This is a genomic window from Paraburkholderia lebeckiae, from assembly GCF_014201005.1.
Lineage (GTDB): Bacteria > Pseudomonadota > Gammaproteobacteria > Burkholderiales > Burkholderiaceae > Paraburkholderia > Paraburkholderia tuberum.
On record NZ_JACHDK010000050.1, the window covers coordinates 1 to 11,283 of the forward strand.

General features: G+C 60.6%; 8 protein-coding genes. 5 read left to right on the forward strand and 3 right to left on the reverse strand.

What is annotated here, in order from left to right:
• Positions 1 to 1,369: 1,369 nt before the first annotated feature.
• Together HDG39_RS34010 and HDG39_RS34015 are read right to left on the reverse strand one after the other, a co-directional pair.
• Complete coding sequence (locus tag HDG39_RS34010) at positions 1,370 to 2,431, reverse strand: YncE family protein (protein ID WP_184012603.1); 1,062 nt, start codon at positions 2,429 to 2,431, stop codon at positions 1,370 to 1,372.
• Positions 2,428 to 3,693, reverse strand: a complete 1,266-nt coding sequence (locus HDG39_RS34015; protein ID WP_184012605.1) for an MFS transporter — start codon at positions 3,691 to 3,693, stop codon at positions 2,428 to 2,430. The genes HDG39_RS34010 and HDG39_RS34015 overlap by 4 nt, the downstream gene beginning before the upstream one ends.
• 861 nt (positions 3,694 to 4,554) lie before the next feature.
• On the opposite strand from HDG39_RS34015, the gene HDG39_RS34020 reads away from it, so the two are divergent.
• Positions 4,555 to 4,971: a cupredoxin domain-containing protein gene (locus HDG39_RS34020; protein ID WP_184012607.1), complete on the forward strand. Its 417-nt coding sequence runs from the start codon at positions 4,555 to 4,557 to the stop codon at positions 4,969 to 4,971.
• A 375-nt stretch (positions 4,972 to 5,346) separates the two neighbouring features.
• Here the strand turns inward: HDG39_RS34020 and HDG39_RS34025 are convergent, their stop codons facing one another.
• Positions 5,347 to 5,550: a hypothetical protein gene (locus HDG39_RS34025; protein WP_184012609.1), complete on the reverse strand. Its 204-nt coding sequence runs from the start codon at positions 5,548 to 5,550 to the stop codon at positions 5,347 to 5,349.
• 312 nt (positions 5,551 to 5,862) lie between these two features.
• Between HDG39_RS34025 and HDG39_RS34030 the strand changes: the two genes are divergently transcribed.
• From HDG39_RS34030 to HDG39_RS34045, 4 genes are read left to right on the forward strand one after another with little or no spacing between them, the layout of a single operon-like run.
• Positions 5,863 to 6,732: an IclR family transcriptional regulator gene (locus HDG39_RS34030; protein WP_035472091.1), complete on the forward strand. Its 870-nt coding sequence runs from the start codon at positions 5,863 to 5,865 to the stop codon at positions 6,730 to 6,732.
• Positions 6,729 to 8,117, forward strand: a complete 1,389-nt coding sequence (locus HDG39_RS34035) for an MFS transporter (protein WP_184012611.1) — start codon at positions 6,729 to 6,731, stop codon at positions 8,115 to 8,117. The genes HDG39_RS34030 and HDG39_RS34035 overlap by 4 nt, the downstream gene beginning before the upstream one ends.
• A gap of 41 nt (positions 8,118 to 8,158) precedes the next feature.
• Positions 8,159 to 9,148: a substrate-binding domain-containing protein gene (locus HDG39_RS34040; protein WP_184012613.1), complete on the forward strand. Its 990-nt coding sequence runs from the start codon at positions 8,159 to 8,161 to the stop codon at positions 9,146 to 9,148.
• A 55-nt stretch (positions 9,149 to 9,203) separates the two neighbouring features.
• Positions 9,204 to 11,168, forward strand: coding sequence for an enterotoxin (locus HDG39_RS34045; RefSeq protein WP_184012615.1), 1,965 nt, complete (start codon positions 9,204 to 9,206; stop codon positions 11,166 to 11,168).
• Positions 11,169 to 11,283 lie beyond the last annotated feature (115 nt).

The window sequence follows — 11,283 nt, forward strand, 5'->3', positions numbered from 1 at the left end:
GAGGGGTTGATGGCAAGAGGAACGTCCTCAACGCATCGCTCTGGATTGAATTGTCGGCAATCTAGGGCAGTCCGTTGACCGTCGGGTTTTGGCCGGTAGGACCAGTTCGATGAACGTTTTACAGCGCCGACGTTGGGCTCCTCAACGGCAGCTTTCCGGCGACTTGTGTGAACGCGTACTGCCGGCCACAAACTGCCCGTCACGATCTGCTCGCGAACGTCACCTCATCAGGGGCGAGCGGCCCTTCGAAGGGGCGACGCCCCGATCGATAGCGGCGCCTGAACACGGTCGAGAGCTATCGATGCCGCGCCGGTGCTTGCCCGTAACGCCGATCACTTACCGTAGCGGTATCGTGTGCATAATGTCATCCATGCGGCCCACCAGCCCCAACTTGAAACAAAGGTCAATATGGCGGCCCCCTGAAAAAATTGCTCAGCACTTTCCGCGAACCGTCCTTGCGGAACGAGAGAGAGGGGGTCTACGTCGAAGAATTGATTTCGCAAAATGCGAAACATTGGCGTTGCAATTCAAATAGACAGATGAAAAGAATCTACACGTACAAAGGCTTCGAGATCGTGGTCGAGCTTGAACCAGTGTGGGAAGCATCTGGCAACGTTACATTGCTGCCACCACGTGGCTTCATCGCAATTGTGCACATTAGAACGGCGGGAGCTACTCGGCCCATAATTGCGCCAATACGCCTGACAGCAGATAACCAGCAGCCTTTCGCGACGGAAGCCGCTGCGCTCATGGCAGGGTTCAGTGCGGGACAGCGGATCGTAGACGACACACTCGTCCCGTGAGTTCGCCCAGTCGCGACCATAGAGACCAACGGGATAGCGCACGGGGAATACGTGAAAAAGCTACACAGATTGCAATCCCAAACCGCAGGGCCGGGATGGGGACTTGCTTTCGGTGTGTTTATGACCGCCGTAGGGATCGGCCTTTGGTTCTACGCGGAGACGGCACATACCTCAAACCAGTTTGACGAGTCAGTTGCTGTCGCAGCAACGCTAGTAGGCATGTTTTGCCAGGAAACGGCCAGTCGTAGTGCCACTGCCCCGAGAAAGAGGGGATTTCCCTTGAATTCCTACTGCGATCCACCATGCGGCGCCCGCAGCATGGTCGGAGCAACAGAAGGCTTGTCACCAGGTGTCGCGAGCGACGATGGTACGTTTTTCTCGCAATCGCCTTCGTAAGATTTCGCGTCGGGCATCCCGTATCAGTCGGACGCATACAAAGTCATCCTGTCCTGTCGGCCAGCATGCGATCGCTTAGTCGGAGCAGCAGCGAGGGCTGAGGTAGCAGCCAAAAGTCCCGCGCGGATTGAGCGCATTTTTGTGTCGATGCTCCTATGTCCGTCATCGTTTCACAGCGACGGCACAAGCCGCCGAGGCGCCATGACGCGCAGCACCGGACGTCCGTCGACGTTCTTCAGCGGGAAATAGGCGCGATGCGTTGATGGATCGACACCAACCACATGCGCGTTGGGCCCGATGCGACCTTCGCCGATTTTCGACACGGTTGAGAGACCCACGGTAAACATCGACACGATGCCTGCTTCGCCAGCAACATAGAGCGTGCCCGGACCTGGATCGAAGGCGAGCACATCGGGATCACCGCCAACGTCGAATGACTGGTCGACATGCCTGGTGAGCAGGTTCAGCGTCAGCAGTCTGTGGTTGCCTTCGCACGCGACGAACGCGAGGTGTCGTTGCGCAACAATATAGAGGCCGTGGTTGCCGCGTGCGCCCGGCAGGTCGATCCGGGCGACGATTGCGTCGGTCGATGGATCGATTTCGACGAGTTGTCCTCGCGACTGGACATTGACGAAGATGTGACGGGATGTTGCATCGTATTGCGTGTTGCCGGCTTCGCCTCCCAAAGGGATCGCATTGGTGCGGCGATTGGATTGGGTATCGATCACAGTTTCAGTCCCACCTGTCTCGTCCGATACATAGAGTTTCCGGGTGTCCGGTGCATATGCCATTCCGTCCGGATAAACGCCACCCTGCATACGTGCGGTGATTTTCAGCGTGGCCTCGTCGATGGCAACAACTTCGTTCGTGCCGGTCGCCGACGCGTACACGCGGGACTGTGCCGGTACCACCAGGACGCCATGAACGGCGGCGATGTTTCCAATACGGGCGACAACACGTGAGTTCTGCGTGTCGAAGACGATTACTTCGCTGTCGCCGAGATGTGCGATGAACAGCAGATGCCGGTCAGGGTCGTAGCTTTCGTAATCGAGCCGGGTGGCGCGACCTGGCAGCGGGATGTCGGCGACGTGCGTCAACGGTAGTTCGACCGTGGGTGGAATGCCGGCAGCGGTCGCGCTGTGATGGACGACCAGTGTCGCAATTTCGACCGTCAAAAGAATGACGAGCAACATCGCAGCCCGGCGACGGTTCGTGCCGATACGTTCTTTCATGACGAATCTCCGTCGGGCCTGACGTGACGAAATGCGGCGAGCAGCGAAAGATCGTAGGCAATCTTCAGCGCGCCGCACGCGACTAGCGGAGCACTGAGCCACCCAAGGCCCAGCAATACTCCTGAAAGGGTGGGCGCGAGCGCTGCAGCCAGGCTTCGCGGAACCGCGGTAAAGCTCGCCGCTGCGGGACGCTCCCCGGGCGTGACGACCGACATCACGTAGGCGCTGCGCGTGGGCACGTCCATCTGTGAAAGAGAACTGCGTGCGAGGAGCAGCGCGAGGGTCAGCGTGAGGGAGGGCGAAAACGCTGCGACAATCAGGCATACGCTCGAGGGGATATGCGTAAACACCATCGTGTTGAGCAGGCCGATCCGGCGCGACAACGGCGGCGCGGCCAGTTGAGAGCCGGCGCCAAGCAGCCCTGCCCAGAAAAAGAACTGGCCGGCTGCGCCGAGCGAAAGGCCGAACCGCTGGACCAACCACAAGGTCAGCAGCGAGTTGACGAGAAGTCCGCCCGCAAAGGCGTCAACGCTGAAGAGCAGCGCAAGGCGTATGACGATTCCGCGTGAAGCCCCAAGCGGCACGCGCGGCATGTCGGTCCTGGACTCGCGTGCCGGCAGACGCCGGTAAAGGAGCAGGATCACGAATCCTGCCGTCGCGTAGACGGTGAACATCGCGCGTATCGCCGTGAGTGGCGAAACGCCCGAGTGGACGCTGATCGAATCGGGCAGGCCAGCCGCGAGGGAGCCGACTGCGGCGGACAGTCCGCCGATGAGGCTATATCGTGCAAACAGGGCGGTTCGTGCGTCACGCGTTGCGGATTCGGCGAGCCTTGCATGCTCGAGCGGAAGAAACAGGCTGACATCGCCGGAACTCGGGTTCAACGTGCCGATGAATGCGACGACGAGTAGAGGCCACAGTGAAGACAGGCCTGCGAAACAAAGACCTGTAGCCGTCATCAACACCGCCGCGAAGAGCAACAGGCCCGGCTGTGCAAAGCGATTGCCTGCGAGACCCACCAGGGCCGTCGCAACGGCCGATCCGAACAACGTGGTCGTGCTGATGAGCCCGACAGCCAGTTGCCCAAAGCCGAGCGCCAGCAGATATCCGGGTAGCAGCACCGAGATAAAACCATCGCAGATGCCGCGCAGGCCACGGGCAACAAGCAGGATCGAGGCGTCGGGGTCGACGCCTTCGGGACGGAGCAATGTAGACAGCCGTGCCCTGACTGCTCGCTTGGCTGTGCATCGAGGTATGCGCATCGTCCGTGCACCATGTGAAGAGCGCGACATAGAGGAGCATGCCATAACGCAACTGTTCGTGACCGTTGACAGAGGTACATGACAACCCAATGGATATCGCTAAGGCCAGTTGCTTCCGGGACAAGATTTCTGGATATCGAACGCGTTACCTTCAAAAGGTCGCGGTCGATGCAACGACAATCGCCCGAGACGATTTAAAAACGGGATGCGCAACTCTTTGATTGTCCTGTAGCTCGCGAAATATGCCCGACGTTCAGGCCGTTGCTTGGCGGGCGCTGAAGTCCGACAGGCTCCTGGTAGCCACCCTTTCGGGTTCCAGACGCGAGATCTCGGGCTGACGTCAAGCGTCGGAGAGATTCTTCGCCGCGAGCTTCGTCACGTCGAATGATGGCCGCGGGGCGCGACTGGAAAGTAGCGCGTTGGCGAGCCAGGCAGCACGTCGGTGAACCGGGAAGCCACTCGGATCGTTCGAATCTTTTGTGTTCTCCGCCACGGCGCGCGCCGGAAAGCGGCTTCCCACGCGCCATCGGGCGGAATATTTCGAAGCCCATTCACGTTCTATTACCGAGGTTCGCCTGCACTGGCGAGCACGGTCCTTCATCCGCGATGAATTCACGCGCGCAATGCGTGCAAGCCTGCTTGCACCGTTGCGTGAAGGCGAAGCGATGTGCGCCGCGAACAGTGGTCTCCAGCGGCCACGACGATGACGAGGGTTCCTAACCATGCATATTGGCGAACGTGCCTACTGACGCGCGACGGTCATCGAAAGAACAGTTGCTCCACTAGCCTTCGGAGCCGGCGACCCCGGCACCGTGGTTCAACGCGTCTTGCGGCAACGCGACCCTTTCGAGGAGAAATATCATGATCAACAGAAACCATGCTGCGTTCGTGCTGGCGGCGATTGCGCTCGGCGTTGTGCCGCTGAGAGGTCATGCGGACGAAACGATCCATGTCAAGCTAACGGACCACACGATTCAACTCGATCCCGGCACAGCGAAGGCCGGACGCGTCACGTTCGAGGTGAACAACGCAGCGAACGGCAATACCGAACATGAGTTCGTGGTGCTGAGGACAGACGTGGACGACGCGCATCTGCCCGTTCACAAAGGCTTGGTTACGGAAAGCCGGTTCAAGAAAATGGGCGAGGTGGAAGACTTGGCGCAGGGTTCGACCAAGCGCCTGCCATTGAAGCTTGCGCCAGGACGCTACGTGCTGATTTGCAACCGGCCGGGGCACTATGAGATGGGCATGCACACATCGTTCGTCGTTGCGCGCTGAGGCGAAGCACAATTGTCCCGTCGTTGCAGCACATCGATAGCGACGCGCTACTTTGCAACGCCCGTGGGAAAGGCTCATTGAATGGTGTTCCGGCCACCGAACGCCAGCCCAAGTCGACTCTGGGCCCTGACGAAACGCAGTGGCCCCGGCCGGGCTGAAGTACGCATTGGCCCTCTTGCAGCGAACAGAAGCCTGCTGGCTAAGATACTTTACGACGGAGACTTCAACGTAACCCTCGCCCCGCCCTGATCACCTTTTTGTTGAATCCGAGCGAGTTTCTTCCAAATCTTCAAGGGGCCGGTTCATTGGCGCGGAAAATCGCCGATCGGGCAAAAATGTCATCGCTAAGTTACTTTAGAATCAATCCGTTATCCATTACCTGAAAGAAAATCCATCTTCAACTTTAACTTTGCAAATAACAGCCAGCTTCTCCTTTAGCGGGACCACGGCAGCCTCCACCAGATCGGAGCTTTGTCGTTCATGCTTTGCTTTAATTGCCAGTGGTTGACCGATAAAGCGGAAGGTAAAGACGAATTTCAGCTTCCGCTTTAATGCATTAATCGATGTCGAATACCCCATCGACGGCTTCTAGCCGACCTTCGCCTGTTCCGGCCTCGCGTGCCGGCTGATCGCACCTGACTTTCAGCGGCGCAACAGCGTGTGACCGCAATTCTGATGACGTTCCGTGTCGCGACCGGGTTCGATCAGGCCTACGTCTCGTCGACGCCGCTCGAAGTGCCACTGCCCCGCTGCCCCGCTGCCCCGCTGCCCAACGATATCCACTCAGTACGGAAGCGGCTTATCGCGCGTCATCACCCAGGCATTCCCCCGATTACCGTTATTTCCATAATGTAGGAATATTGCCTAATTCCTAAATATGTGAAATTTCGCATGGTGAATCAGCGCCCCCGGATCCTGCCCGAAACCGAACCAGTCGACGACGCCCAAGGGAAGAACTCGAGCTTGGAACGCATGCTGTCGCTACTGGATCAGTTCGTCGAGAGTAGCCCTGTCTGGTCCGCGGACGAGCTAGCTGACGCGCTCGGGTTCACGCGATCAGCCGTCTATCGGTACATCCGGGAACTCTCAGCCTCGGGCCTGCTGGCACCGGTCGCGACCGGCCGTTACAGCCTTGGGCCGCGCATTATTCAACTCAATCGACAGTTGCAGGAATCGGACCCCATGCTGGTCGCGATGCAAACCCTCGAAGCTGATCTGCCGCGCTTCGCCGCCGCGCAGAAGTGGCATCTGTGCCGGCTTTTCCGCGACCGTGTCGTCGCGATCGGCGAATACGGTCATCTCGACAAGGACTTGAGCTATCGACGCGGATGCCCAATGCCGCTTCTGCGTGGCGCGACGTCGACCGCCGTGCTCGCGTGGCTGCCCGATCGACAATTGATGCGCCTGTACCTGGAGAACCAGGACGAGGCGCGAACCCCCACACTCGGCGCCAGCTGGCCGGAATATCGAAAGGCGCTCGCCGGCATTCGCAAACAGGGCTATGCACTCGCGCTTGCCGAGGTGGACGAGGGGGTGTTCGCGCTCGCAGCGCCGGTCTTCGCAGCGGACGGCAAGGTGACCGGAAGCATCAGCGTGGTTCGCTCGCTCGACGATTACAGCGCACAGCGCGTGCAGCAGGAAGGCACGATGCTCGCCGATATCGGACGCCGCATTTCGGAGACCATCCGTCAAATGGCTGTCGCGCAACACAAGCCTGCAACAACTAAAACGAGCCGCAAACGGCAAAAGGAGACACGATGAATACGGAGCGCTACGGGGGCAATACCGGCACGCTGGTCTTACAGGATCTGATCAACGAACGGCGGTTATCGCGGTTTCAGGTGGTCACGTTCCTGCTTTGCTTTTCAATTCTGGTACTCGATGGCTACGACACGGTGGTTGTCGGTTACATCGCGCCCGCGTTGAAGGCTCACTTTGGCGCGGCTCCCGCACAGCTCGCGCCGATGTTCGGCGCAGGTCTCTTCGGCCTCACGCTCGGTTCTTTCATCTTCGGTCCGGTCGCGGATCGCTTCGGACGCAAGCCGACGCTCATCGCATCCATCGCGGTGTTTGCGCTATTCAGCCTGCTGTCCGCGTGGGCCGACTCGATCGGCATGCTGATCGCGCTGCGCTTCCTGACTGGCCTCGGACTTGGCGGAGCGATGCCGAATGCGTACACGCTCGCAGCCGAATATTGCCCCGACCGTCTGCGCTCGACGCTGGTTGCGCCGATCGGATGCGGTATCGCGGTGGGAGGCGCACTGGGCGGCCTGTTCGCGTCGCGCATGATCGGCGCGTTTGGGTGGGGGTCGATGCTCGTGCTCGGCGGCGTGCTTCCGCTCCTGCTTGTCGTGGTGCTCGCCCGCTGGTTGCCCGAATCGGTGCGCTATCTGGTCGCGCGCGGCGGCAAGCAGGCGCAGGCCCGCGCGATTCTGAAAAGGATCGCGCCCGACGCGGATCTCGAGAACGTCACGATCACGCTTGAAGAGCGACGCGTGCAAGGCTTGCCGCTCAAGCAGTTGCTGGGCCCCGGTATCGGCGGCGGCACGCTGCTGCTCTGGACGACAGCGTTCATGGCGCTGCTCGTCATCTATTTTCTCGGCAACTGGCTGCCGATCCTGATCCAGCAAAGCGGCACGTCGTTCCATAACGCTTCGTTGATGACGGCGCTCTATCTCACCGGCAACAGCCTTGGCGCGGTTCTGCTCGGCGTGCTGATGGATCGGATGAACCCGCAATATGTGCTGTGCGGCGCGTTCGTCTGTGCGTCGATCAGCCTCGCATCGTTCGGTCATCTCTCCGGCGCGCCCGGCCTGGCTTTGCTGGCGCTCTTCGTTACCGGTGTCGGCACCGGCGGCACCATGACCGGCACCAACATTCTGTCGGCAAGCTATTACGCGACCGCGAGCCGCGCGACGGGGGTGGCATGGACGTTGGGCATGGGACGCGTCGGCTCGATCGTCGGCTCGATGATCGGTGGTGCGATGCTGGCCGCGCACTGGGAAGCGAAGATGATTTTCGGCGCGGTGGCCGCGCCGCTGGTTATCGCGGCGATCAGCATTTATGCGCTCGCCATCTACCGCTCACGTCATCCCGCGAGGGCCACCGAGGCTGCTCGCGCGCAGATCGGATCGGCCGCTCATTGAGCCGGCCGGTGTATAGAACATTCAACTATCAAAGGAACACAATGAAGCTGCCTCTCACCGTTGCCTGCTGGGATTACGACCGCACGCGCGCACTCTTCGATGGCCGCATCGAGATCGAGGGTTGCGACCCGAACTATCTGTCCCTTCCGGTCGAAGAGACCTTCTTTCGGGCACTACGGTCGTCCGAATTCGATGTCGCGGAGCTATCGCTGAGCAGCTACACGATGTTGCGCTCGCGCGGGAAGTCGCCTTATACGGCGATCCCGGTGTTCCTTTCGCGGATGTTCCGTCACTCCGCGATTTACGTGCGACGCGATCGCGGCATCACGGCGCCACGCGACCTCATCGGCAAAACACTGGGCGTGCCCGAGTTCCAGCTGACCGCGCCGGTTTGGGTCCGCGGCATTCTCGAGGACGAATACGGCGTGCGATCGTCCGATATTCATTGGCGAACGGGCGGTGTCGAAGAGCCGGGTCGCCACGAAAAAGTGGCGATGCAAAACAACGCGGGGATCGACATCCAGCCGATTCCGTCGGATGCGACGCTCAACCAGTGGCTCGTCGAAGGACGGATCGACGGCATCGTGGCGCCGCGTGCGCCGAGCGTGTTCACCGACGGCCATCCCGACATCGTGCGTCTCTTTCCCGACTTCCGCGCAACCGAGAAGTCGTACTATGCAAAAACCGGCATCTTTCCGATCATGCATGTCGTGGGCATTCGCAATGAGCTCGTCGAGCGCCATCCCTGGTTGGCTGCGAGCGTGTTCAAAGCATTTACTCTTGCGAAGAACCACGCACAGCGCGAGCTGAGCGAACTCGCCGCATTGAAGACGACGTTGCCCTGGCTTGCAAGTGAATACGAAGAGACCGTCGCCGTGCTTGGCAAAGACTTTTGGCGCTACGGTGTGCCCGGCAACGAAGCGGTGCTCAACGCGTTTTTGCGCTACCACCATTCGCAGGGGCTTTCCGAACGGCTAATGACTATCGACGAACTGTTCGCGCCTTCCACCACGGCGCAGTTCGTTATCTGACGCCATTCGCGGGGGCGGCGAAAATCTCTTCTTCTGGCCCGAGACAGGTTTCTCCATGCGTGCCAACCATGCTTTGACTACGCAAACTGGCATGCCCGTGCTCCAGACGACGGGCCATATCTCCTCGTTCGGCAACGACGCGATTGCAACGCGCTGGACGAACGAGGACGAACATCTCGCCGGTTTCTCGCTGATCGACTGTGAGCGCAAACGCACGTTGCGCATCGTCGCGCCGTTCACGCTCCTGCTCGCTGACGGAACCACCATGGGCCTGGCCGAGCTGAGGGTCGTTGCGCCCGTGAGCGACGCTGCGCTCGAACCCAACCCGCATGCGTCCCGCTTGGGCGAACGAATCGCAGGGCGACGCGCGAGCGTCTCCCTGGTAGATACACATGGACGCCTCAAGGTGCAATGGAGCGTGGAGCAGCGCGAAGGGTCACGATATCTGCGCGTCCAGCTGGCGATTACCGCGCTTCTTCAGGACGAAGCGATCGCCGCCGTCTCATTGCTGAAGACGCGCGCTCCAGGCGCCAGGGCCAGTAGTGAGCGCAAGGGCACGCCGGTCATTGCGGGCAACTTCTATCTGGGCTTCGAGCACCCGCTGGCGACAAGTCAAGTGGATGGCGACAGCCTCGGCTTCATGCTGCATCGCGCGTTGCCGCTGGAGAAAAACAGGACGCTGATCTACTCCGCTGTGGCAGGCGTAGCCAGCGACGGCCAGGCTCGGCGCGACTTCGGCATCTATCTGGAGCGGGAAAGGGCTCGCCCGTGTCGCCCGTTTCTGCACTACAACAGCTGGGGCGACATCGGCTACCTCACGCCGTACACGCAGGAGCAGGCGCTCGAGCGCATCGAAACAATCGGCCGCGAATTGCACACAGCGCGCGGGGTGCAGATCGATTCGCTTCTGTTCGACGATGGCTGGGACGACCTTGGCGGCGGCTGGCAATTCAGCAAGGCATTTCCACATGGCTTCGTCCCGCTGCGCGACGCCGCCGCGCGATTCGGCGCCGCTCCCGGCATATGGCTTTCCCCGTGGGGCGGCTACGGTACGCCGAAACAGGAGCGCGTGACGCGAGGACGTGCCGCTGGTTATGAGGTCATCGACAACGGTCTCGCATTATCGGGGCCGACGTATTACCGGCGCTTTCATGAAGTCGTGATGGACTTGCTCGACAAGGGCGGCGTCAACCAGTTCAAGTTCGACGGCACAGGCAATGCCGACAGGGTGTTCCCCGGCAGCCTGTTCGACAGCGATTGGGACGCGGCGATTCAACTGATCGAGGACATCCGCGCGGCCAAGCCCGAAACCTTCATCAATCTCACCACAGGTACGCATCCGTCGCCGTTCTGGCTGCGCCACGTCGACTCCATCTGGCGCGGCGGCAGCGACGATGGCCTGGCGGGCAGCGGCACGAACCGCGAGCGTTGGATCACATACCGCGACACGCAGACGTATCACAACGTCGTGGAGCGCAGTCCGCTCTTTCCACTCAATTCGCTGATGCTGCACGGCATCCTCTACGCGCAGTGCAATCCACGCCTCAATGCGTCGGCGGGCCACGCATTCTCCAACGAAGTGTGGTCGTACTTCGGGACCGGGACGCAATTGCAGGAGCTCTACATTACGCCGGCGCTGCTGGGCGAGCACGACTGGGATGTGCTTGCGCGCGCCGCCCAATGGGCGCGAGCAAACGGCGACATACTTCGCGACAGTCATTGGATCGGCGGGGCGCCGGACGAACAAGCGGCCTATGGTTGGGCAGCGTGGGCGCCGCACAAAGCGATCGTGACGCTGCGCAATCCTCGCAGTCGCACGCAACGCTTCACACTCGACCTGCGGCGCCAACTGGAACTGCCGGATCACGCGGCGGCGCGATTCGAATCGTGCAGCGTTGGGCGTGCGGGGGATTCCTGTATTCCTGCTCAACTGGATGCTGATCTGTCGCAAGCAGTGCAATTGGCGCCGTTCGAAGTGCTCACGCTCGAACTGCTGCCGGTTGCCGCCGCGAAGCGGTGAAATGGGACGAGGCGTAGGCGCTAGGGTCTGTTTACATTTGACGAAATCTTTCAATTACCCACATTTCTACAATGAATCCTGGTAACCTGGCGTGCGTCATGACGAGCGCGCGAGC

Excerpts from the sequence above, each read along its gene's own strand:
- HDG39_RS34010 (WP_184012603.1), bottom strand. The coding sequence starts at position 2,431 with ATGAAAGAACGTATCGGCACGAACCGTCGCCGGGCTGCGATGTTGCTC.
- HDG39_RS34015 (WP_184012605.1), bottom strand. The coding sequence starts at position 3,693 with ATGCGCATACCTCGATGCACAGCCAAGCGAGCAGTCAGGGCACGGCTG.
- HDG39_RS34020 (WP_184012607.1), top strand. The coding sequence starts at position 4,555 with ATGATCAACAGAAACCATGCTGCGTTCGTGCTGGCGGCGATTGCGCTC.
- HDG39_RS34025 (WP_184012609.1), bottom strand. The coding sequence starts at position 5,550 with ATGGGGTATTCGACATCGATTAATGCATTAAAGCGGAAGCTGAAATTC.
- HDG39_RS34030 (WP_035472091.1), top strand. The coding sequence starts at position 5,863 with ATGGTGAATCAGCGCCCCCGGATCCTGCCCGAAACCGAACCAGTCGAC.
- HDG39_RS34035 (WP_184012611.1), top strand. The coding sequence starts at position 6,729 with ATGAATACGGAGCGCTACGGGGGCAATACCGGCACGCTGGTCTTACAG.
- HDG39_RS34040 (WP_184012613.1), top strand. The coding sequence starts at position 8,159 with ATGAAGCTGCCTCTCACCGTTGCCTGCTGGGATTACGACCGCACGCGC.
- HDG39_RS34045 (WP_184012615.1), top strand. The coding sequence starts at position 9,204 with ATGCGTGCCAACCATGCTTTGACTACGCAAACTGGCATGCCCGTGCTC.